Source organism: Verrucosispora sp. NA02020 (assembly GCF_013364215.1).
Taxonomy (GTDB): Bacteria; Actinomycetota; Actinomycetes; order Mycobacteriales; family Micromonosporaceae; genus Micromonospora.
Map to the genome: position 1 here is coordinate 5,098,895 of NZ_CP054923.1, position 20,906 is coordinate 5,119,800.

The following is a 20,906-nucleotide window of genomic DNA, read 5'->3' on the forward strand; positions in this document are numbered from 1 at the left end:
GGTCACCACCTTCCGGTTCTGCCGCTGGGCGGGGTCACGGGCGGGACAGGGAGAGGGTCTGCTGCTGGCAGACGGCGCGGACGACGGCGGGGACACCCACCCGGCCGGTCCCGGAGTCCTTGCCCTCCCATCCGCCGAAGGGCAGGTGCAGCTCCCAGTAGGTGGAGCGGTCGTTGACGACGACGCTGCCGAACTCCAGGTCGTCGAGGGCGTCCAGGGCCCGGCCCAGGTCGGCGGTGAACACGGCGGTGGAGAGCCCGTACCCGCTCCGGTTGGCCTCGGCGACCAGCTCCGACGCGGGCAGCGGGACGATCGGGGCGACCGGCGCGAAGGACTCCTGCCGGCTCAGTGCCGCGTCCACCGCGACGTCGCCGACCACGGTGGCCGGCAGGTACTGCCCGGTGGGGAAGCCGGACAGGTGCCGGCCGCCGCTGAGCACCCGGGCGCCGGCGCCGGCCGCCGCGCCGACCTGTTCCTCGAAGCGGGTGGCCAGCGCGGGCAGGTGGACCGGCCCGAGCACGGTGGTCGGAGCGTACGGGTCGCCGGTCGGGTAGTCACCGGCACGGGCGGCGACCGCCTCGGCCAGCGGACCGGCGATCCGCGCGTCGGCCAGCACCCGGCCACCGGCGCTGCAGATCTGGCCCGACGCGGTGAAGCAGGACACGGCGATCGCGTCGGCGGCGTGCGCCAGGTCGGCGTCGGCGAAGACGATGATCGGGCCGTTGCCGCCCAATTCGAGCAGGAGCCGTTTACCGGCGGCCCGCCGGCCCACCGCCGTGCCGGTGGCGGTGCTGCCGGTCAACCCGACCCCCACCACGCGCGGGTGACCCACCAGGTACTCGGCCACGGCGGTGTCGTCCGTGGCGACCAGGGTCACCTGCCCCTCGGGCAGGCCCGCCTCGACCATGCACCGCAGCACCAGGTCGGCCGAGGCCACCGTGGTCGGTGCCGGTTTCCAGACGGCGGCGTTGCCGGTGGCCACCAGCGGTCCGAGGTACTCGACCGGGATGTTCACCGGGAAGTTCCAGGGGGTGATCACGGCCCACACCCCGGTCGGCCGCCAGCGGGTGGTCACCAGTTTGTCGGTGGCGGCGACCGGCGGCGTACGCCCGGCCAACCGGATCGCCTCCTCGCCGGCCAGCCGGAAGCCCTCGGCGGCCTTGCCCACCTCGGCCAGCGTGCCCTGATAGGTGCGGCCGGTCTCGGCGGTGACCAGGGCGGCGATCTCCTCGCGCCGGGCGATCAGCCGGTCGGCGACGGCCAGGCAACGGTCGCGGCGCGCGTACGGGCTGCTGCGCCGGTCGGCGACGACCGCCGCCGACGCCGCCCGGACGGCCTCGTCCACCGTGTCCGGCCCGGCGCGGTGCACCTCGGCCACGACCTCGCCGTCGACCGGGCTGCGCACCCGGTAGCGCGCGGCGGCCGGGTCGGTGTACCGGCCACCGAGCCAGGATCGGACATCGGCGGTCACCGGGCGTCTCCGGCACCGACCGGCGCGCCGTCGGCGGCCAGCGAGGCGTGGATCATCTCGACCACCCGGACGGCGGCGAGGCCCTCCTCACCGGGCACCGGCGCGGGTGCGCCCTCGGCAGCCGCCCGGACGAACTCCTCCACCTCGGTACGGATGTTGGACACGCCGGTGGCGGCGCGGCTGGGCCAGTTGCGGGTGTCGCCGTTGACCGCGCCGTCGGAGGTGGCGTGCAGCAGGTCGACGTGGCCGAGGTCGATCTCGACGGAGCCGTGCTCACCGACCACCCGCAGCCCGGCCAACGCCCGGTTGGGTCGCCCGTCGGGCAGCGTCCAGTTGTTCTCCATCGAGCCGATGACGTCACCGTCGTAGCGGACGGTCGCGTAGACGGCGTCGGCGTGGGCGGAGAGCACGGCCCGGCCGAGGGCGGACACCCGGACCGCGGTCAGTCCGGTGACGAAGCGGACCAGGTCGGCGTCGTGGATGCCGAGGAACCACGCCACGCTGGTGCGTTCCGAGGGGCGTACGGCCACCGTGCGGGTGGTGTCGCGCCAGACGTCGACGTGCCACAGGGGACCGAGCTCACCGGAGCGGACCAGCTCGCGGGCGCGGACCACGCGGGGGTCGAAGCGCAGGATGTGACCGACCGAGAGGGCGTGCGGGTCGGGTCGGGCGTCGAGGATCTTCTGCGCGTCCGCCGAGCTGGTGGCCAGCGGCTTCTCGACCAGCACCCGTACCCCGGCCCGCAGGAACGGGATGGTGGTCTGCGGGTGCAGGTGGTCCGGGGTGCAGACGCTGACCACGTCGACCCGGTCGAGCAGCTCCTCGACGTCGCGGTGCACGGGTACGCCGAACCGGTCGCGGAGCGGCTGTTCCGCAGCGGGATCGGGCTCGACCAGACCGACCAGGTCGACCCCCGGGTGCTGGTGGTAGATCCCGGCGTGGAGCTGACCCATCCAGCCCATCCCCACGACTGCCGCTCTCAACATCGTCTCTCCGTCTCTCGCGGTTCGGTCGGCTCGGATGCAGCCAGCGCAACCTGTTGCAGGGATTCCTACCAGCCCATTCCACAGGCTGCAAGGGATGTTCTGAGAATGGAACGTCATGTACTGTCCGTGCAACCACGTTCCAATCAATGAATGGAGTTCGATGGAAACCCCGCCGGTCGAGGAGATCTGCCGCCGCTTCGGCAAGCTCTACGTGGCGGCGATCGCCGACGCGCTGGACGATGCCGGGCTGTGGCACCAGGTGATGACCGATGTGCTGCCGCTGACCACCGACATGGCGGTGGCGGGCGTGGCCTTCACCGCGCTGGGCCGCCCCGAACGAAGCACCGACCGTTCCGTACGCCTGGGTGCCCGGATGATCGACGAGCTCTCCGCAGGCGAGGTCGCGGTCTTCGACTGCGCCGGTGACCGGACGGTCGGCCACTGGGGCGAGTTGCTGACCAACGGCGCCATGGCGCGCGGCGCTGTTGGCGCCGTCATCGACGGCGGTGTCCGCGACACCGGCGCGATCCTGCCGCTGAAGTTCCCGGTCTTCAACCGGTTCCGCAGCGCCCGCGACGCGAAGGGCCGCTGGAACGTCGTCGACATGCAGTCCCCGGTGGTCTGCGGCGGCGTCCCCGTGCACCCGGGCGACATCATCGTCGGCGACAGCGACGGGGTCGTCGTCGTCCCCCGCGCGATCGCGATGGACGTGCTCGTCGAGGCCGAGGCGACGGTCCGCACCGAGACGGAGATCCGGCAGCGGGTCCGGGCCGGGGAGTCGGTGGGCGCCCTCTACCAGCAGTACGAGCGGTTCTGACCATGGGCGGCAGTGCACCCTCCTGGGGTCGCCTGGACCCCCGGCTGACCGACACCGTGCGGGCCCTGCCCCGCGTCGGGATCCACCGCTGGCCGGTCACCTGCTGGCCGGCGCCCCGCCTGCACCCGGCCGGCAACCCCGTCGTGATCGCCGAGGAGCACGGCGGGTTCGCCTTCGGCGGCAACAAGGTCCGTCAGGTCGACGTCCTGCTCGGCCAGGCCCGCGAGGCCGGCGCCGACACGGTCGTCACCTCGGCCGGACCGCACTCCAACCTCTGCCGGGTGGTGGCCGCCGCCGCCCGCGCCGCCGGCCTCGACGTGCACCTCGTGCTGCGCGGCGAACCACCGGCCGAACCCAGCCGCAACCAGGTGCTCTACGAGCTGGCCGGGGCCCGCCTGCACTGGGTACGCACCACCGACGCCTTCGATCCCGTCCAGGCGCAGACCATGACCGCCATCGCCGAGCAGGGCCGCACGACCGGGGCGACGACCGCCGTCATCGACGTGCGGACCGCGCCCGGAAGCACGCTCTGCGCGCTGGCCACCACCGCCGCCGTCGACGAACTCGCCGACACCCTCGCCGACAGGCCACCGGACCGGATCATGCTCGCCGGTGGGGCCGGCAACACCGCCGGCGGCGTCCTGGCCGCGCTGGCCGCCCGCCGTGCCACGGTCGGCCTGGTGGTCGCCTCGGCGCTCGCCCCGGCGGCCCAGCTGCGGGCACTGGTCCGCGACCGGGCAGCCGCCGCGCTCGACCGGGTCGGGCTGCCCGCCGCCCTGCTCGACGAGGTGGACCTGGAGGTCACCGACGGCCAGCTCGGGGGCGGCCACGGGGTGCCCACCGAGGCGGCCGTCGCCGCCCAACGGGCCACCGCGCGGGCCAGCGGCGCGTTCCTCGACCTGACCTACAACAGCAAGGCGATGGCGGCGCTGCTCGCCGACGACCGTCCCGGCTCGTGGCTGTTCCTGCACACCGGCGGCTCACCCAACGTCTTCGCCCCGCACCCGTTCCCGGCCGACGTCCCGCACACCGACGAAGGAGCACCGTGATCAACGACTACCGACTCCACCACATGACCTGGCCGCAGGTACGCGAGGCGCTGACCACGGCCACCGTCGGTGTCATCCCGTTCGGCGCCACCGAGCAGCACGGCCCCGCCCTGAAGGCCGGCATCGACTACCGGATCGCGGAACGGCTGGCCGAGGAGGTGGTCGCCGCCGCCGACGGTACGGCCCTGATGACGCCACCGATCCCGGTCGGCTTCTCCCCGCACCACATGGACTTCCCCGGCACCCTGACCGCCCGGGTGAGCACCCTCTGCTCGCTGCTGGAGGACTACCTGTCCAGCCTGGCCCGGCACGGCCTGGAACGGTTCGTCATCATGAACGGCCACGGCGGGAACCTGGCCTTCCTGCCCGCCTTCCTGACCGAGTACAAGCAGCGCACCGGGCACACCGTGGCGGTGGTCCACTGGTCGATGATGGGCCGCGACGTGGTGGTGGACATCGCCCAGTCCGAGATGTACGGCCACGCCTGCGAGGTGGAGACGAGCCTGGCGCTGCACCTGGTGCCGGACGTGGTGGTGACCGAGGAACTGGGCGGCCCCGCTCCCCTGCTGCCCTCGGCACACGAGCTGCTGCGCGGCCAGGCCATCCCGGACCGGGCCGTCGGCGGGTTCACGCCCCGGTCGCTGGCCGAGTTCAGCACCAACGGCGCGCTCGGCGACCCGGCCAAGCACGACGTCGAGAAGGGCCGCAAACTCTTCGAGGCGGTCCGGGACCGGACGGTCACGCTGATCCGGCACCTCGCCGAGGCACCGACGGCGGGCGCGATCAGTGCCGAGCGGGCCGCCGCGATCAGCACGGACTGGGGCACGCGCGGATGAGCGGCACCGAGGACACCTCCCCCGAGCGCCGCCTCGCCGACCTCGGCATCACGCTGCCACCGGCCCGTACCGCCTCCGGGGCGTACGACACGGTGGTAGTCAGCGGCGACCTGGCCGTCCTCTCCGGACACGGCCCGGTCCGCCCGGGGCATCCGCTGCCCACCGGCAAGCTCGGCGCCGAGCTGAGCGTGCCGGACGGGCAGGCGGCGGTACGCCAGGCGACGCTGAACCTGCTCGCCACCCTGCGCGCCGCCGCCGGTTCGCTCGACGACGTGGAGCAGTTGTTGACGCTCACCGTGGCGATCAACGCCACGCCCGCGTTCACCGACCACGTCCCGGTCGCCGACACCGCCTCGGAGCTGCTGCGGGACGTCTTCGGCGACCGGGGGCGGCACGCGCGGTCGGCGCTGGGGCACTCGTCACTGCCCTTCGACGTCCCGGTGTCACTGGCGTTGACCGCCCGGATCCGGGGCCGAAATACCCAGGTCTGAAACCGAGATTGGCCCGGCCGGCCGCTACAGTGTCGATGCCGCAACCCGATATCAGAGGACGCACGTGACTTCCGACAACGGATCGAATCAGAGCATCCTGCGAGCAGTGGCGATCCTCGACGCCTTCCTGCTCGGGCGCCCCGAGTTGCGGGTCACCGACGTGGCGCGGCAGGCCGGGCTCGGTGTCTCCACCGCGTCCCGGCTGCTGAGCACCCTGGAATCCCTCGGCCTGGTGGAACGCGACCCGATCTCCAACCTCTATCGGTTGGGTCCGAAGACGGTGACCCTCGGCGGTGTGGCCCTCAACCAGTCCCCCGTCTACCGCGCCGCCCGCCAGACCGCCCAGAACCTCGCCGCCGAGCACGGTCTCGGCGTCAACCTCGCGATCCGTCGCGACGACCAGGGCTTCTACCTGGGCAACTTCGAGGGTCGCTCGGCACCCCGGGCGTTCTCGCTGATCGGTCAGTCGATCCCGCTGCACGCCACCGGCCTGGGCAAGGCACTACTGCTCGGCGTCGACCCGGCACAGCGGCGGGTGCTGCTGGGCGAGAACCTGGTCGGGTTCACCCACCGCACCATCACCGACCATGACCGCCTCGACGCCGAACTGGCCACGAGCGGGTCGCGCGGCTACTCGACCGAGGAGGAGGAACTCGCCCTCGGTCGGGCCTGCCTCGCCGCGCCCATCCGCAACGCCTCCGGCGAGATCGTGGCCGCGCTCTCCATCTCCGGCCCGCTCTCCGCGATCAACCTGGCCGCCCGGGAGGCGGCCCTGGCGACCGCGGTGATCGAGGCCGCCGACGCGGTGAGCGTCGCCCTCGGCCATCACGGCCCCGCCCGGGTCATCGTCAGCCAACGCTGAGCACTGCCGGCGGACGTCCCGGCGCACGGCCCCTACCGCGCACCGAGAGCCGGGTAGGTCGGCCGGGCGCCTCGACGGCGTACCCGAGGAATGCATGGTTTTGTCCTGGAAAGCCGGGGAAAGCCGGGCCCACCCTTCGCGGGGTGAGCCCGACCGGAAAGGCGGACCAGGTGAGCGCAGACCACACCCTCGTACCGGCGGACCCGTGGCCACTACCCCGGGACGCCACCGTCGCCGACCACATCGTGCAGCGGCTCGCCTGCTGGGGTGTGCGGCGGTACTTCGGGTTCCCCGGTGACGGCATCAACGGCATGACCTCCGCCCTGCAACGCACCGACGAGCAGGCGCAGTTCGTCCAGGTACGCCACGAGGAGACCGCCGGCTTCGCCGCGTGCGCCCACGTCAAGTACGGCGGCGGGCCGATCGGCTGCGTGCTGGTCACCAGCGGTCCGGGTGCCATCCACGCCCTCAACGGTCTCTACGACGCCAAGCTGGACCACCAGCCGGTGGTGGCGCTGGTCGGGCACACCGCCACCACCGCCGAGGGCGGCGGCTACTACCAGGAAGTGGACCTGCTCGCGCTCTACAAGGACGTCGCGGCGGCCTTCCTCGCCCAACTCGACCACCCCTCCCAGGTACGCCACCTGGTCGACCGGGCCTGCCGGACCGCGCTGGCCCGGCGTACCGTCACCGCGCTGGTGCTGCCGCTCGACGTGCAGGACCTCGCCGCCGTCCCCGACCCGCCGCACGCGCACGGCTACTACCACACCAGCAGCGTGCCGAGCAGCAGCCCGACCGTGCCGCCGGAGGCCGACGTCCGGCACGCCGCCGAGGTGCTGGGCAGCGGCGAGCGGGTGGCCATGCTGGTCGGGCAGGGCGCCCTCGGCGCCGAGAACGAGGTCCGCGAGATCGCCCACCGGCTCGGTGCCGGGGTGGCCACCGCGCTGCTCGGGTTCACCACGGTCGACCACCGGGAACCCTGGGTCACCGGCGCCATCGGCCTGCTCGGCACCCGCCCGAGCTGGCAGCTGATGAAGGAGTGCGACCGGCTGCTGATCGTGGGCAGCAACATGCCGTACTCGGAGTTCTATCCGGCACCCGGGCAGGCCCGCGCGGTGCAGATCGACATCGACGGCACCCAGCTCGGCCTGCGCTACCCGACCGAGGTGAACCTGACCGGCGACGCCGCACCCACCCTGCGGGCCCTGCTGCGCGAACTCGGGCCGGGACCGGGACCGACCCGCTGGCGGCAGAGCATCGCCGGCGCCACCGCCGCCTGGCGACAGGCCCAGCGGGACCTGGCCGCGCAGCAGGCCGACCCGGTCAACCCGCAGATGCTCTTCGCCAGCCTCAGTGACCGGCTGCCGGACGACGTCATGCTCGCCGTCGACTGCGGCACCGCCACCGCCTGGTACGCCCGCCACCTCCAGGTCCGGCCCGGGATGCTGGCCAGCCTCTCCGGCACCCTGCTCTCCATGGGCGGCGCGATGCCGTACGCCCTGGCGGCGAAGTTCGCCCACCCGGACCGTCCGCTGATCGCCCTGATCGGTGACGGCGCGATGCAGATGAACGGCGTCAACGAGCTGATCACCGTGGCCAAGTACTGGCGCGGCTGGGCCGACCCGCGCTTCGTGGTGCTGGTCCTCAACAACCGGGACCTGGCGTTCGTCAGCTGGGAGCAGCGCTCCACCGAGGGCACCCCGATGTTCCCGGACAGCCAGCAACTGCCCGACATCGCCTACCACCAGTGGGGCGAGGTGCTGGGGTTGCGCGGCGAACTCGTCGACCACCCCGACCAGGTGTCGCAGGCGTGGGACCGGGCGCTGCGCGCCGACCGTCCGACGGTGATCAACGCCCTGGTGGACCCGGCCGAACTGATGATGCCGCCGCACTTCACCACCGAGCAGGCCCGCAAGACCGCCGCCGCGATGCTGCGCGGCGACACCGACTGGGCGGGCATCATCCGCCGCGGCCTGCCCAGCGTCGTCAGCACGTACCGCCCGCGCCGCTGAGCCTGCGCGCAAGGAAGGGTCCCCTGCTATCGCCTCGCGTATAGCAGGGGACCCTTCCTAACTTCACTACCGTGCGCCGGCACGCCCCGCGCGAGATGCAGCGGAGATCAGCCTCGGCCCTGGAACCAGCGACGCAGCTCGGACAGCGGATTGTCGCCGGTCCGGCGGTCGACGCCCGGATCCCGCTCGACCGGCCGGCGCGGCGTACCCACCAGCTCCCGGCTGGGCGCGGTGAACGCCTGCTCGGGCTCGCCGTCGACCGCCGTGGCGATGATCCGGGCAACCCCGGAGATCACCCGGGACTGCACGGTGGCACCGACCGAGTCGTTCGGGTCGTCCGGGTTCGCCGCGATGCCGGCGACCGCGACCTGCGGGGTGAAGGCGACGAAGCTCTCCGTGGCGGCACCGTCGGAGCTGCCGGTCTTACCGGCCACCGGGCGACCGTCCAGGATCCCGTTCACCGCCGTGGCGGTACCGCCGTTGCACTGCCCGAACGCGGACTGCTGGCCCACCGGGCAGCGGGCCGCGTCCGTGGCGGCCCGGGCCACGTCGGCGTCGAGCACCTGCCGGCAGGAGGGGTCACCCACCGGCAGTCGCGCACCGTCCGGGCCGGTCACCGACACCACCGGCAGCGGGGCGCAGTACGTCCCCTCCGCCGCCACCGTCGCGTACGCGTTGGCCACGTCGAGCGGGGTGGTGGCGGACACCCCCAGGGTGAACGCGCCCCAGTCGGCGGCACGCTGGTCGGCGAAGGTCGCGTCCGCCTCGGCGCGGAACGTGATGCCCAGGCGCTGCGCCATCTCCACCACCTTGTCCGGCCCGACCTGCTCGGCCAACCAGACGAAGTACGTGTTCACGGAGCGACCGAAGCCGTCCCACATCATCCGGTACCCGTCCATCCAGGCCGGATTGGCGTTGGCCGGGCACCACCGGCCGTCGCAACTGCTGTCCCCCTCCCCGGGGTACCGGGTGGGCAGCCGGCTCGGCGCGTCGTACCCGGTGGACAGCGTCCGGCCGGACTCCAGCGCGGCGAGCATGGTGAACAGCTTGAACGTCGAGCCGCCCTGGTAGCCGGTCACGCCAGGTCCACCGGAGATCAGCGGGTTCACCGTGTTCGGGTAGTTGGCCTGCCCGTCCGGGTTCTCCGCGAGGCTGTAGTGGCGGTTGACCGCCATGGCGAGCACCCGGCCGGTGCCGGGCTCGACCGCCGCGATCGGCAGGGCGCGCGGATTGCCGTACCCGTAGACGCTGGTGGCCTCCTCCTGCGCGGTGGCCTGGATCTCCGGGTCCAGCGAGGTGACCACCGTGTAGCCGCCCCGGCGCAACGCCTGCTCGCGCTCGGCGGGGGTGTCGCCGAACTGCGGCTGCTCCATCCACCACCGGCGCAGGTAGTCGCAGAAGAAGCCCCAGCCGTCCCGACCACCGGCGGTGGCCGCACAGCCGTTGGCCTGCTCGCTGGTGTCCAGGTCCAACTCCTCGGCCTTGGCGTCGGCGGCCTGCTCCGCGGTGATCGCGGCGGTCGCGACCATGGAGTCCAGCACGTACGCGCGCCGGGCCAGCGCCGCGTCGGCGTCGCCGTCGATCGGGCTGTACGCCTCGGGCGCCTGCACCAGACCGGCCAGCAGTGCCGCCTCGTCGAGGGTCAGGTCCGCCGGCACCTTGGAGAAGTAGCGCTCACTGGCGGCGGCGATCCCGTACGCCCCGGAACCGAAGTACGCGATGTTCAGGTAGCGGGTGAGGATCTCGTCCTTGCCGAGGCGCTGTTCCAACGCGTTGGCGTACCGGATCTCCTGGAGCTTGCGCCCGACGGTCTGCTCGGTGGCCGCGGCCTGTTCCTCGCTGGTGCGGGTCGAGTCGGTCTTGAGCACGTTGCGTACGTACTGCATGGTCAACGTCGAGCCACCCTGCTCGGTGCCGCCCTCGGTGACGTTGGTGACCAGGGCGCGCGCCATGCCGCGCAGGTCCACCCCGCTGTGGTCATAGAAGCGCCGGTCCTCGGCGGCCACGATCGCCTGCCGCATCACCGGCGCGATCTCGTCCAGCGTCACGTCCGTCCGGTTGACGTCGTAGAACGTGGTGATCAGCGTCTTGCCGTCGTTGGCGTAGAGGTAGGAGCGCTGCGGGGTGGCCGGGGTCCGCAGCACGTCCGGCAGTTCGGCGTAGCTGCCCAGTGCCGCCTTGGCGGTCAGCCCGAACACCAGGTTCACCGGCAGCATGAGGCCCGCCACGACGAGGCCGACGAGCCCGCCGGCCAGCAGGACGGTGAACAGTCGCGACAGTGGCGTAGGGGTGGCCATGGTCACCAGGATTGCCGCGAATGCCACGTTCCGACCACCGAATCGGCCCAGTTGTCAGCCAATTCACGGCCAGATGCCAGCGGTCTTTGCGCTGGCCAGCACCACTGGCCAGAAGAAATGCGGACGTACCGGACACTCGACGCAGACGACCGGCGCAAGGAAGGGCCCCCTACTAACGCCTCGTGTATAGGAAGGGTCCCTTCCTTACATCCGGCGGGGGTCATGCCGTGCCCAGCGGGCCGGGGCCGCCGGGGCCCGCCGGGCCCACACCGGTCGGACCTGCCGTCGCGACGCTGGCGCTGGTGGCGTCGCGCAGGATCTCCCGGGGCAGCAGCCGGCCGGAACGGTAGGCGATGCCGATGCCGGCGATCAGCACGAAGATCGCCCCGAAGGTCTGCAGGGAGCCGATCAGTGCCCCGCCGAGGCCGAGCAGCGGGCTGGCGATCATCAGCATCGTGCCGTCGCCCATGCTGAACATCCCCGACCGCGCCACCGCCCATCCGGTGAGCAGCCAACCGACGCTGTAGAAGGTCGCGCCGACCAGCACCAGCGACCGGGCGGTCGCACCGAAGACCGGAGTGTCCTCGGCGAACCCGGCGAAGGGCAGCATCAGCACCGTGCCGGCGATGCTGACCAACAGGCCGGCCACGGCGCTGCGGCGACTGCGGGTGGCCGCGAGCAGGCCGGCCAGGCCGAGCAGGGCCAGCAGCCCGAGCCAGATCGCGGCGACCCAGCCGATCAGGTACACCGCGCGGCCGTCGGCCGGGTACGGGTCGTTGCCCACCCCGCCGTCGCTGGCCATGGCCACCGCGCCGTAGAGGATCGCGTACGCGGGCAGCAGCCAGACCGCGGCGCGGGCGAGGCGGCGCAGCGACCACGCCCAACTCGCGTTGGTGGCCGGTCCGGGTGGTCCCGGATCGTCGACGAAGGGCAGGACGCCGAAGCCCCCACCGGTCCGTCGGGTGCCGAGCGGCCCGGCGGGGTCGTGTGCCCCGGGTACGTCCGGCGGGGACCACAACCGTTTCAGCGGATCCATCGGTCACCTCGCTCATCCACGAGCGGTGCCGGGACACGCCGAGGCGCCCCGATGCCTGGTCACCACCCGCCTAGGACCGATGGTGGCAGGCACCGGAGCGCCTCATGAGCCTTTCTCGCATTTGTCCGGACGCCGGTCCGGACCGGGTCACCCCGGCCCGGACCGACTCCGGATCAGCCTCGCTCGCGCTGGTCGGCCGGGTCGTTCAGCAGACTCCCCGGGGAGACCGGCTCGGGTGCGGGCAGACCCTGCGGCTCCCTGCCGCCGGTGGCCTGCGCCTCGGCGACGCGTACCTCGTTGTGGATCTCCTGGGCCGCCCGGGCGGCGGCCTGCGCGGCCTCGGCCGCCTCCCGCTCCACCGCGCTGGCGTCGGCGGACGCCTGCTGGGTGGGGGCGTCGCCGACCATCTGGTTCAGCCCGCCGAGCGCGCCGCCCATACCCTCCAGGGCCTTGGTCAGTTCGGCCGGCACGATCCACACCTTGTTGGCCGTGCCGTTGGCGATCTGCGGCAGGGCCTGGAGGTACTGGTAGGCCAGCACCTTCTGGCTCGGGTTGGCCTGGTGGATGGCGTCGAACACCGTCCGGACCGCCTTGGCCTGACCCTCGGCCTGCAGGATGCGGGCCTGCCGGTCACCGTCGGCGCGCAGCACCGCGGCCTGCTTCTCACCCTCGGCCGAGAGGATCTGCGACTGCTTGTGACCCTCGGCGTTCAGGATCGCGGCACGGCGGTCCCGCTCGGCGCGCATCTGCTTCTCCATGGAGTCGCGGATGCTCGGCGGCGGCTCGATCGCCTTGATCTCGACCCGGGTCACCTTGATGCCCCACCGGCCGGTGGTCTCGTCCAGCACCCCGGAGAGATGCCGGTTGATCTCCTCACGGCTGGTCAGCGCGCGCTCCAGGTCGAGCGAACCGATCACGTTACGCAGCGTGGTGACGGTGAGCTGCTCGATCGCCTGGAGGAAGTTGGAGATCTCGTAGGTGGCCCGGACCGAGTCGACGACCTTGAAGTAGAGCACGGTGTCGATCGAGACGACCAGGTTGTCCGAGGTGATCACGGGCTGCGGCGGGAAGCTGACCACCTGCTCGCGCATGTCCACCTTCGTCCGCACCGCGTCGACGAAGGGCACCAGGATGTTCAGCCCGGGGTTGAGCGTCCGCTTGTACCGGCCGAGCCGCTCGACCACGTCCTGACGCTGCTGCGGCACGATCCGCACCGACTTCGCCAGGGTGATCACCGAGATCAGGGCAAATGCTATCAAAAGGACGGGTATGACTAGTTCCATCCGTTCACCTCTCCGCTTCGGGTAGCTCGCCGGGCGCCGCAACGTCCCGCCAGACCAGGGCTACCGCTCCCTTGACCTGAATAACCTGCACCCGTTCTCCGGGTGCCAAAACCTGCGTGGCGTCGTAGGCCCGCGCGCTCCACACTTCGCCGTCGATCTTCACCATGCCCTGCGCGGCGTCGACCTGCTCCAGGACCAGGGCCGACGAACCCTCGATCGCCTCCACCCCGAAGGCGGTCTCGCCGGTCTCCATCGCGGTCTGCTTGTGCCGCTGGATGACCGGCCGCGCCGCGAGCACGGTCAACGCCGACACCACGGCGAAGACGACAGCCTGTATCGCCACCGGCGCTCCGAACGCGGCGGCGCCTGCGGCGGCGAACGCACCGACCGCAAACATGATCAAGAACAGGGTCGCCGTGAAGATCTCAGCGACCGCTAGTACCACACCCAGCACGATCCACAGCACGGCATCCACGTACTGATCGTGACATGACAATGCACGTGTCATCGAACTGTCATGATCGGAGGCGCCCGACCACCGCCTCGAAGGAGCCTTCGTGTCCCTGCGTCCGGAAACAGTACGGCACGTCGACGCCCTGGTGGCCGACGCGCAGTCCGCCGGCCACGTGCCGTCGCTGGTCGTCGGCGTGGTGCGCGACGGCACACTGGCGCACCTGGCCGCCGCCGGTGACCATCCCCGGCCGGACGCCGACCTGCAGTACCGGATCGGCTCGATCACCAAGACCATGACCGCCGTGCTGATCATGCAGGAGCGCGACGCCGGACGGCTGGCGCTGGACGATCCGCTGCGACGGCACCTGCCCGAGGCCGGAGCCGCCGGACCGATCACCCTGCGCCAACTGCTGGGGCACGCGGGCGGGCTGCAACGCGAGCCGGACGGGCCGTGGTGGGAGCGGAGCGAGGGCGTCGACCTGCACACCCTGCTGGCCGACTTCGGCGATCCCAAGATCGCGCTGCCGGCGTACCGCACCCACCACTACTCGAACCTGGCCTTCGGACTGCTCGGCGGCGCGCTGCAACGGATCACCGGCACCGGGTGGGCCCAGCTGGTGCGGGAACGGATCCTGGCGCCACTGGGCATGCACCGCACCACGTACGCCGCCACCACGCCGTACGCCCCCGGGTACGTGGTGCACCCGTGGCACGACACGCTCCGCGAGGAGCCGCACACCGACACCGGGGCGATGGCCCCCGCCGGGCAGCTCTGGTCGACCGTGGCCGACCTGTCCCGGTGGGCAGCGTTCCTCGCCGACCCCGACCCCGCGGTGCTGGCCCCGGACACCCTCGACGAGATGTGCGCCCCGGTGTTCCTCAGCGACCTCGACTCCTGGCGGGGCGGCTACGGCCTGGGCATCCAACTCACCCGCCAGGGCGAACGCGTCTACGTCGGGCACGGCGGCTCGATGCCCGGCCACGTCGCCGTGCTGCTGGTGCACCGGTCCAGCCGGACCGGTCTGGTCGGCTTCGCCAACTCGTACGGCTTCCGCACCGGCGGCATCAGTCCGCTCGGCGTCCAGGTGCTGACCCGGGTCCTCGACGCCGAACCGGCACCGGCCCGGCCGTGGCGACCCGCCGACGCCCCGCCCCCGGCCGAGGTGGCGGCGCTGACCGGCCGCTGGTGGTGGATGGGCACCGCACTCGACGTCACCTGGGACCACACCACCGGCGACCTGGTGGGCACCCTGCGCGGCGACCGGGTCAGCCGCTACCGCCCGGACGGCCCGGACCGCTGGCGCGGGCACAGCGGCGCGGAGATCGGGGAGATCCTGCGCGTCCACCGCGATCCCGCCGGCCACCCGGTCACGCTGGACATCGCCACGTTCCTGTTCACCCGCACGCCCGACGACGTCCCGTGACGGGGGCGGGCCGGCTCACTCGGTGACGAAGTCGATCAGGCGTTCCATGGCGTTGATCAGGGGGGTCTCCACCTCGGCGAAGGTGTCCACCCGGGACAGGATGTGTCGCCACATGTCGGCCGGCTCGGCGACGCCGAGCGCGGCGCAGACACCCTCCTTCCACGGGCGTCCCGGCGGCACCACCGGCCACGCCGCGATGCCCAGCGCCGACGGCTTCACCGCCTGCCACACGTCGACGTAGGGATGCCCGGTGACCAGCACGTGCGGGGAGTTCACCCGGGCCACGATCCGGCTCTCCTTGGAGCCGGGCACCAGGTGGTCGACGAGGACACCGAGCCGACGGTCGGGTCCGGGACCGAACTCCCGTACCCGGTCGTCGAGTGCGTCGACGCCCTCCAGCGGCTCCACCACCACGCCCTCGATCCGCAGGTCGTCGCCCCAGATCCGCTCCACCAACGCGGCGTCGTGGACGCCCTCGACCCAGATCCGGCTGGCGCGGGCGACCCGGGCGCGAACCCCGTCCACCGCCACCGAGCCCGACGCGGTACGCCGACGCGCGGCCGGCACCGGGGCGCGGGTCGGTCGACGCAGGGTCACCGGACGACCGTCGAGCAGGAACGCGGCCGGCAGCAACGGGAAGTTGCGCCGTTTGCCGTGCCGGTCCTCCAGCACGACCGCGCCGGAGTCGAAGCCGACCACCGCGCCGCAGAAGCCCGAGTCGGCGTCCTCGACCACCAGATCCGGCTCGGCGTCGACCTCCGGGGTCACCTTCCGCCGCCGCCAGTCCCCCGCCAACACGTCGTCGCCATACCGCCGCCCCATCCGATCACGCTAACCGCCGGTCCGGCCCGCGCCGCCACCGACTCGCCGCCACGCCGTCCGGGCCACAGGGTGCGATGCATTGGAAAAGCCGCGTGTGGCAACAAATCACGCGGTGAGGTCGCGTGATCGGCGCGCCGAGGAGGTGGGCGCGCGGCAGCCGAGACAGGGGTGGGCGTCAGCACGTACTCTTTCGGCATGTCCACCCCCGCTGCGGGTGCGGCCATCCTCGCGCCGCGCCGGTCGAGCCGGTTCGTTGCCTGGGTGCGCGCCTGGCGCGCCGGGCTCGTGCCCTTCGACGAAGTCGCCGACGAGGTCGCCGGTGACGAGGAGCACCACGTCGCCGACGCGCCCGGCACCTGGACGGACGTGCCGCTACGGCAGGCCCTGCCCACCCTGGCCAAGCTCTCGCCGGACGAGATCCGGCTGGTGCTGCCAGCCCCGGGCGACCCACGCGGGCTGCCCGGCCCCGGCGACTTCGCCGGTGCGGCGCTCGTCGTCGGCGAGGCGGTGATCGCCGGTACGCTCGGCCTGATCCCCGAGGTACGCGTGCACACGTCCGGCTCCGGCGACACCTTCGAGACGGTGCTCTGGCGGGTCTACCCGCTGCCGCCCAACGCCGCGGCGGCGTCGCTCACCCTCCCCGGCGCGGCCGAGGCCGAGGCGGAACTGGCCGCCGCGCTGGCGGACACCACCGCCGCGCTCACCCGACTCGACGTGGCCCAGTGGCGCCCCGAACTGGCCGGCGCCCTGGAGGCACTGCGCCGCCCCGACGGCACCACCGACCTGCCGCCCGGATTCGACCCACGCTCCCGCCGGCTGTTCGCCCGCGCCGCCGTGCTCGACCGGGTGCTCGCACTGGCCGGACACGCGGCACCGGGCGGCGCGGTCAACAACTACGAGGCCCAGCAGCGCGACGCCGCGCTGCGCCCGCTCACCACCGCCTGCCGGCAGGCCCTGGTCGCCGCCTGCAACGCTCCCCTGCGGCCCTGAGACCGACCCGCCGGCTCAGATCTCGTCGATCAGGTCGGCCACCGAGTCGACGATCCGGGACGGCCGGTACGGGTAGCGTTCCGCCTCGGTGCGGGTACTGATCCCGGTCAGCACCAGGATCGTCTCCAGCCCGGCCTCCAGGCCGCAGAGGATGTCGGTGTCCATCCGGTCGCCGATCATCGCGGTGCTCTCCGAATGCGCGTCGATCGTGTTCAACGCCGAGCGCATCATCATCGGGTTCGGCTTGCCGACGAAGTACGGCTCCACCCCGGTCGCCTTCGAGATCATCGCGGCCACCGACCCGGCCGCCGGCAGCGCGCCCTCCACCGACGGGCCGGTGGCATCGGGGTTGGTGCAGATGAACCGCGCGCCGTCGTCGATCAACCGGATCGCCTTGGTGATCGCCTCGAAGCTGTAGGTACGGGTCTCCCCCAGCACCACGTAGTCGGGCGCGAAGTCGCTGAGCACGTAGCCCACCGCGTGCAGGGCGGTGGTCAGCCCGGCCTCCCCGATCACGTACGCGGTGCCGCCCGGCCGCTGGTCGGCCAGAAACTGGGCGGTGGCCAGGGCGGACGACCAGATCGCCTGCTCCGGCACGTCCAGCCCCATCCGGGCGAGCCGGGCCTGAAGATCGCGCGGGGTGTAGATCGAGTTGTTGGTCAGCACCAGGAACGGCTTTCCGGAGGCACGCAGCCGGTTGACGAACTCCGGCGCGCCCGGCACGGGCTGCCCCTCGTGCACCAGGACACCGTCCATGTCGGTGAGCCAGCTCTGCACGGGCTTACGGTCATGCATGATCGTCATCATCCCTGGGGTGTCGGGCCGTCGGTGCGGTCAGGACGGACGGCGCGGCGGGACGCAGCAGACCGTGGGGCAGGTGTCCCACATCGGCAGCTCGCCGAGGCGACGGCGCATCTGCGCGCCGTCCGGGTCGATCCGCTCCCGGACCAGTTCCCGCACCATGGTCACGTAGCGCGGGTCGACGCCGGGGGTGGCGGCCCGGACGAAGTCCAGGCCGAGCTGCTTGGCGGTGTCCAACGCCTCGGTGTCCAGGTCCCACACCACCTCCAGGTGGTCCGAGACGAACCCGATCGGGCTGACCACCACGCCGGTCACACCCTGCTCGGCGAGGGCGGTCAGGTGGTCGTTGACGTCCGGCTCCAGCCACGGCACGTGCGGCGGGCCGGATCGGCTCTGCCAGACCAGGTCGTAGGGCAGGTCCGGGGCCGCTGCGGCGTGCACCAGCCGCGCCGTCTCGGCGAGCTGGGCGGTGTACCGGCCGCCGTGCGGACCGGCGCTGTCGGCCGCCGAGGTCGGCACCGAGTGGGCCGTGAAGACCAGCCGGGTGCTGTCCCGACGTGCCGGGTCGAGCCGGGTCAGGGCCTCGCGTACCGCGTCGACGTGCGGCTCGACGAAACCGGGATGGTCCCAGAACTGGCGCAGCTTCTCGATCACCGGCGCGTCGGCACCGACCGCCGCCCGGGCGGCGGTGACGTCCTCCTGGTACTGCCGGCAGGAGGAGTACCCGCCGTAGGCGCTGGTGACGAACGCCAGCGCCCGCCGTACGCCGTCGTCGCGCATCTGCGCCACGGTGTCGGCGAGCATCGGGTGCCAGTTCCGGTTGCCCCAGTAGACCGGCAGGTCGAGATCGTGGGCGGCGAAGTCCGCGCGGATCGCCGCGAGCAGGTCCCGACACTGCTGGTTGATCGGCGAGACCCCACCGAAGTGCTGGTAGTGCTCGGCCACCTCGGCCAGCCGCTCCGGCGGCACGCCCCGGCCCCGGGTCACGTTCTGGAGGAAGGGCAGCACGTCGTCCGGCCCCTCCGGGCCACCGAAGGAGAGCAGGACCACCGCGTCGTACGCCATGGACCCATTCTTGCCGGTGGCCGGCGGCGCCCCGGCAACGCCCCCGGGTCGCCGGCGGTAACGCCGCCGGGTCCCGGACGTTAGGAAGGGTCCCCTGCTATACCGCAGGCGGTAGCAGGGGACCCTTCCTTACATGCCTTACATGCCTAGGCACCGATGGCGTGATAGCCGCCGTCGACGTGCACGATCTCGCCCGTGGTGGCCGGGAACCAGTCGGACAGCAGCGCCAGACAGGCGCGCGCGGCCGGTTCCTGGTCGGCCAGGTTCCAGCCCAGCGGGGCCCGCTCGGACCAGGCGTCCTCGAACTGCTCGAAGCCGGGGATCGACTTGGCGGCCATGGTGCGCAGCGGCCCGGCGGCGACCAGGTTGCTGCGGATGCCCTGCTTGCCCAGGTGCAGGGCGAGGTAGCGGGAGGCGGACTCCAGTCCGGCCTTGGCCACGCCCATCCAGTCGTAGACCGGCCACGCCTGAGTCGCATCGAAGGTCAGGCCGACCACCGCGCCGCCCGGCGACATCAGCGGCAGCGCCGCCGTCGCGAGCGACTTGTACGAGTACGTGGAGACGTGCAGCGCGGTCGCCACGTCCTCCCAGGAGGCGTCGAGGAAGCCGCCGCCGAGGCAGCTCTGCGGGGCGAACCCGATCGAGTGCACCACGCCGTCGAGCCCGTCGACGTGCTCCCGGACCTTGTCGGCCAGCCCGGCCAGGTGCGCGGGGTCGGTCACGTCCAGCTCGATGACGGGCGCCGGCTCCGGCAGCCGCTTGGCGATCCGCTGCACCAGCGAGAGCCGGCCGTACCCGGTGAGCACGACCTGCGCGCCGTTCTCCTGGGCGAGCTTCGCCACCGAGAAGGCGATGGAGGCGTCGGTGATGACGCCGGTGACGAGCAGCCGCTTACCGGCCAGCAGTCCGGACATTACTCATTCCTCCGTGCTCAGGGTCAGTGGCCCATGCCGAGGCCGCCGTCGACCGGGATGACCGCGCCGGAGACGTACCCGGCGCCGTCGCCGGCCAGCCAGGTGACCACCGCGGCGACCTCGTCCGGCGCGGCCATCCGACCGGCCGGGATCGACTTGAGGATCTCCGCCTTGCGGTCCGCGCTCAGTCCCGCGGTCATGTCGGTCTCGATGAAGCCGGGCGCGACGACGTTGGCGGTGATGTTCCGGGTGCCCAACTCCCGGGTGATCGAGCGGGCCACCCCGACCAGGCCGGCCTTGCTGGCCGCGTAGTTGACCTGCCCGGCGCCGCCGGAGAGGCCGACCACCGAGGAGACGAAGATCATGCGTCCCCACTTGGCCCGCAGCATCTTCCCCGAGGCGCGCTTGGCGCAGCGGTACGCACCGGTCAGGTTGGTGTCCAGCACCCGGGTGAACTGCTCCTCGGACATCCGCAGCAGCAGCGTGTCGTCGGTGATACCGGCGTTGGCGACCAGCACCTCCACCGGCCCCAACTCCGCCTCGACCGCGCTGAACGCGGCGTCGACCGACCCGGCGTCGGTGATGTCGCACCGCACACCGAACAGCCCCTCCGGCGCCCCGCTGCCCCGGTGGGTGATCGCCACCCGGTCGCCCTGCTTGGCGAACGCCTGGGCGATGGCCAGACCGATTCCGCGGTTGCCGCCGGTAACCAGCACAGTTCGAGACACGGTGGGTCCTCTCCGGAAGATCGCTGCGGGTTGGAGACTAGGCGCTACCGCACGGTAATCACTAACCCGCCCCGCCCGACACCGGCACCATCCGCGCCGATCGGAGCCGGGCCGCCGGTGCGGTCGGCCGAGTGGGCCGGTACGCCACCACGGGTGTACGATCATCGCGTTTGCGGGCCGCCCGGCGGCACCGCTCGTCCGGACCCCGACCGCAGGAGGTGATCGCTGTGCGAGATAGCGATCCTCCCAGTCGTGGCCGGGCCGACCGCCAGTCACGCTGAGCACCGCTCCGCCTGATCTGGCCCCGCTCCCCACGCACCCCCTGCGCCACCGCCCGGCCCACCCGCCGGGGCGACGGAACGCGCGGGTGCGCCCGGAAGCCGTTCGGTCACGACTTCGTGTGCGCCTCCTCGATCCACCCCCACGCGGTCCACCCCGCCCGGACCGCCGTCGCCACCCGGAGCGTTCCATGAGCCGTTACGTCGCCCCGCTGGGCTTCACCCTCGCCGCCGTCTGGGTGGCCGTGCTCTTCGTGCTGGCCAGCAGCACCCACTGACCACGCGCCCCGA

20 protein-coding genes are annotated in these 20,906 nt (G+C 72.5%); 9 read left to right on the forward strand and 11 right to left on the reverse strand.

Annotated features, from left to right (window positions below; translation table 11 throughout):
• Positions 1-34 precede the first annotated feature (34 nt).
• Together HUT12_RS22220 and HUT12_RS22225 are read right to left on the reverse strand one after the other, a co-directional pair.
• Positions 35-1,471, reverse strand: coding sequence for an aldehyde dehydrogenase (locus HUT12_RS22220; protein WP_176094596.1), 1,437 nt, complete (start codon positions 1,469-1,471; stop codon positions 35-37).
• Entirely contained in the window at positions 1,468-2,457 is a 990-nt protein-coding gene (locus tag HUT12_RS22225; RefSeq protein WP_161595071.1) for a Gfo/Idh/MocA family protein, read from the reverse strand. The genes HUT12_RS22220 and HUT12_RS22225 overlap by 4 nt, the downstream gene beginning before the upstream one ends.
• Positions 2,458-2,617: 160 nt before the next feature.
• Here HUT12_RS22225 and HUT12_RS22230 point away from each other — a divergent pair, with 160 nt between their 5' ends.
• The 6 genes from HUT12_RS22230 (at position 2,618) to HUT12_RS22255 (ending at position 8,524) form a co-directional block, all read left to right on the forward strand.
• Positions 2,618-3,274, forward strand: a complete 657-nt coding sequence (locus HUT12_RS22230; protein ID WP_161595072.1) for an RraA family protein — start codon at positions 2,618-2,620, stop codon at positions 3,272-3,274.
• Positions 3,275-3,276: 2 nt separating this feature from the next.
• Entirely contained in the window at positions 3,277-4,323 is a 1,047-nt protein-coding gene (locus HUT12_RS22235; RefSeq protein ID WP_176094597.1) for a pyridoxal-phosphate dependent enzyme, read from the forward strand.
• Entirely contained in the window at positions 4,320-5,159 is an 840-nt protein-coding gene (locus HUT12_RS22240) for a creatininase family protein (protein WP_176094598.1), read from the forward strand. The genes HUT12_RS22235 and HUT12_RS22240 overlap by 4 nt, the downstream gene beginning before the upstream one ends.
• Positions 5,156-5,650 carry a RidA family protein gene (locus HUT12_RS22245; protein WP_131054797.1) on the forward strand — a complete coding sequence of 165 codons (495 nt, stop codon included), beginning with the start codon at positions 5,156-5,158 and terminating at the stop codon, positions 5,648-5,650. Before HUT12_RS22240 ends, HUT12_RS22245 begins: the two co-directional genes overlap by 4 nt.
• Before the next feature lie 64 nt (positions 5,651-5,714).
• Positions 5,715-6,512, forward strand: a complete 798-nt coding sequence (locus HUT12_RS22250) for an IclR family transcriptional regulator (protein WP_131054796.1) — start codon at positions 5,715-5,717, stop codon at positions 6,510-6,512.
• Positions 6,513-6,682: 170 nt separating this feature from the next.
• The gene (locus HUT12_RS22255; protein WP_176094599.1) at positions 6,683-8,524 is read left to right on the forward strand and encodes a thiamine pyrophosphate-requiring protein; all 1,842 of its coding nucleotides are present in this window, start codon (positions 6,683-6,685) and stop codon (positions 8,522-8,524) included.
• Positions 8,525-8,631: 107 nt separating this feature from the next.
• On the opposite strand, the gene HUT12_RS22260 is transcribed toward HUT12_RS22255, so the two are convergent.
• The 4 genes from HUT12_RS22260 to HUT12_RS22275 form a co-directional block, all read right to left on the reverse strand.
• Positions 8,632-10,821: a transglycosylase domain-containing protein gene (locus tag HUT12_RS22260; protein ID WP_176095921.1), complete on the reverse strand. Its 2,190-nt coding sequence runs from the start codon at positions 10,819-10,821 to the stop codon at positions 8,632-8,634.
• 220 nt (positions 10,822-11,041) lie between these two features.
• Positions 11,042-11,857: a hypothetical protein gene (locus HUT12_RS22265; protein WP_131054794.1), complete on the reverse strand. Its 816-nt coding sequence runs from the start codon at positions 11,855-11,857 to the stop codon at positions 11,042-11,044.
• A 173-nt stretch (positions 11,858-12,030) separates the two neighbouring features.
• The gene (locus HUT12_RS22270) at positions 12,031-13,140 is read right to left on the reverse strand and encodes an SPFH domain-containing protein (RefSeq protein ID WP_176094600.1); all 1,110 of its coding nucleotides are present in this window, start codon (positions 13,138-13,140) and stop codon (positions 12,031-12,033) included.
• A gap of 4 nt (positions 13,141-13,144) precedes the next feature.
• Complete coding sequence (locus tag HUT12_RS22275; RefSeq protein ID WP_131057656.1) at positions 13,145-13,615, reverse strand: NfeD family protein; 471 nt, start codon at positions 13,613-13,615, stop codon at positions 13,145-13,147.
• An 82-nt stretch (positions 13,616-13,697) separates the two neighbouring features.
• Between HUT12_RS22275 and HUT12_RS22280 the strand changes: the two genes are divergently transcribed.
• Positions 13,698-15,017, forward strand: coding sequence for a serine hydrolase (locus HUT12_RS22280; RefSeq protein ID WP_176094601.1), 1,320 nt, complete (start codon positions 13,698-13,700; stop codon positions 15,015-15,017).
• Between the two features lie 15 nt (positions 15,018-15,032).
• Here the strand turns inward: HUT12_RS22280 and HUT12_RS22285 are convergent, their stop codons facing one another.
• The gene (locus tag HUT12_RS22285) at positions 15,033-15,839 is read right to left on the reverse strand and encodes a DUF3097 domain-containing protein (RefSeq protein WP_176094602.1); all 807 of its coding nucleotides are present in this window, start codon (positions 15,837-15,839) and stop codon (positions 15,033-15,035) included.
• A gap of 195 nt (positions 15,840-16,034) precedes the next feature.
• Here HUT12_RS22285 and HUT12_RS22290 point away from each other — a divergent pair, with 195 nt between their 5' ends.
• Positions 16,035-16,829 carry a hypothetical protein gene (locus tag HUT12_RS22290; protein WP_131054932.1) on the forward strand — a complete coding sequence of 265 codons (795 nt, stop codon included), beginning with the start codon at positions 16,035-16,037 and terminating at the stop codon, positions 16,827-16,829.
• Between the two features lie 15 nt (positions 16,830-16,844).
• Here the strand turns inward: HUT12_RS22290 and HUT12_RS22295 are convergent, their stop codons facing one another.
• The 4 genes from HUT12_RS22295 to fabG all read right to left on the reverse strand — a co-directional run bounded on the left by HUT12_RS22295 (position 16,845) and on the right by fabG (position 20,337).
• Positions 16,845-17,624: an HAD-IIA family hydrolase gene (locus tag HUT12_RS22295; protein ID WP_131054931.1), complete on the reverse strand. Its 780-nt coding sequence runs from the start codon at positions 17,622-17,624 to the stop codon at positions 16,845-16,847.
• A gap of 39 nt (positions 17,625-17,663) precedes the next feature.
• On the reverse strand, positions 17,664-18,695 hold the full coding sequence (locus HUT12_RS22300) for a ferrochelatase (RefSeq protein WP_176094603.1): 1,032 nt from the start codon (positions 18,693-18,695) through the stop codon (positions 17,664-17,666).
• A gap of 146 nt (positions 18,696-18,841) precedes the next feature.
• Positions 18,842-19,609, reverse strand: a complete 768-nt coding sequence (fabI, locus tag HUT12_RS22305) for an enoyl-ACP reductase FabI (RefSeq protein WP_131054929.1) — start codon at positions 19,607-19,609, stop codon at positions 18,842-18,844.
• Positions 19,610-19,632: 23 nt separating this feature from the next.
• Positions 19,633-20,337 carry a 3-oxoacyl-ACP reductase FabG gene (gene fabG / locus HUT12_RS22310; RefSeq protein ID WP_176094604.1) on the reverse strand — a complete coding sequence of 235 codons (705 nt, stop codon included), beginning with the start codon at positions 20,335-20,337 and terminating at the stop codon, positions 19,633-19,635.
• Positions 20,338-20,737: 400 nt separating this feature from the next.
• Here fabG and HUT12_RS22315 point away from each other — a divergent pair, with 400 nt between their 5' ends.
• A complete protein-coding gene (locus tag HUT12_RS22315) occupies positions 20,738-20,893 on the forward strand; it encodes a hypothetical protein (RefSeq protein ID WP_161595013.1) in 156 nt (51 codons plus the stop codon).
• Positions 20,894-20,906 lie beyond the last annotated feature (13 nt).

Excerpts from the sequence above, each read along its gene's own strand:
- fabI (WP_131054929.1), bottom strand. The coding sequence starts at position 19,609 with ATGTCCGGACTGCTGGCCGGTAAGCGGCTGCTCGTCACCGGCGTCATC.
- HUT12_RS22290 (WP_131054932.1), top strand. The coding sequence starts at position 16,035 with ATGTCCACCCCCGCTGCGGGTGCGGCCATCCTCGCGCCGCGCCGGTCG.
- HUT12_RS22285 (WP_176094602.1), bottom strand. The coding sequence starts at position 15,839 with ATGGGGCGGCGGTATGGCGACGACGTGTTGGCGGGGGACTGGCGGCGG.
- HUT12_RS22245 (WP_131054797.1), top strand. The coding sequence starts at position 5,156 with ATGAGCGGCACCGAGGACACCTCCCCCGAGCGCCGCCTCGCCGACCTC.
- HUT12_RS22270 (WP_176094600.1), bottom strand. The coding sequence starts at position 13,140 with ATGGAACTAGTCATACCCGTCCTTTTGATAGCATTTGCCCTGATCTCG.
- HUT12_RS22300 (WP_176094603.1), bottom strand. The coding sequence starts at position 18,695 with ATGGCGTACGACGCGGTGGTCCTGCTCTCCTTCGGTGGCCCGGAGGGG.
- HUT12_RS22235 (WP_176094597.1), top strand. The coding sequence starts at position 3,277 with ATGGGCGGCAGTGCACCCTCCTGGGGTCGCCTGGACCCCCGGCTGACC.
- HUT12_RS22225 (WP_161595071.1), bottom strand. The coding sequence starts at position 2,457 with ATGTTGAGAGCGGCAGTCGTGGGGATGGGCTGGATGGGTCAGCTCCAC.
- HUT12_RS22295 (WP_131054931.1), bottom strand. The coding sequence starts at position 17,624 with ATGCATGACCGTAAGCCCGTGCAGAGCTGGCTCACCGACATGGACGGT.
- HUT12_RS22230 (WP_161595072.1), top strand. The coding sequence starts at position 2,618 with ATGGAAACCCCGCCGGTCGAGGAGATCTGCCGCCGCTTCGGCAAGCTC.
- HUT12_RS22260 (WP_176095921.1), bottom strand. The coding sequence starts at position 10,821 with ATGGCCACCCCTACGCCACTGTCGCGACTGTTCACCGTCCTGCTGGCC.
- HUT12_RS22265 (WP_131054794.1), bottom strand. The coding sequence starts at position 11,857 with ATGGATCCGCTGAAACGGTTGTGGTCCCCGCCGGACGTACCCGGGGCA.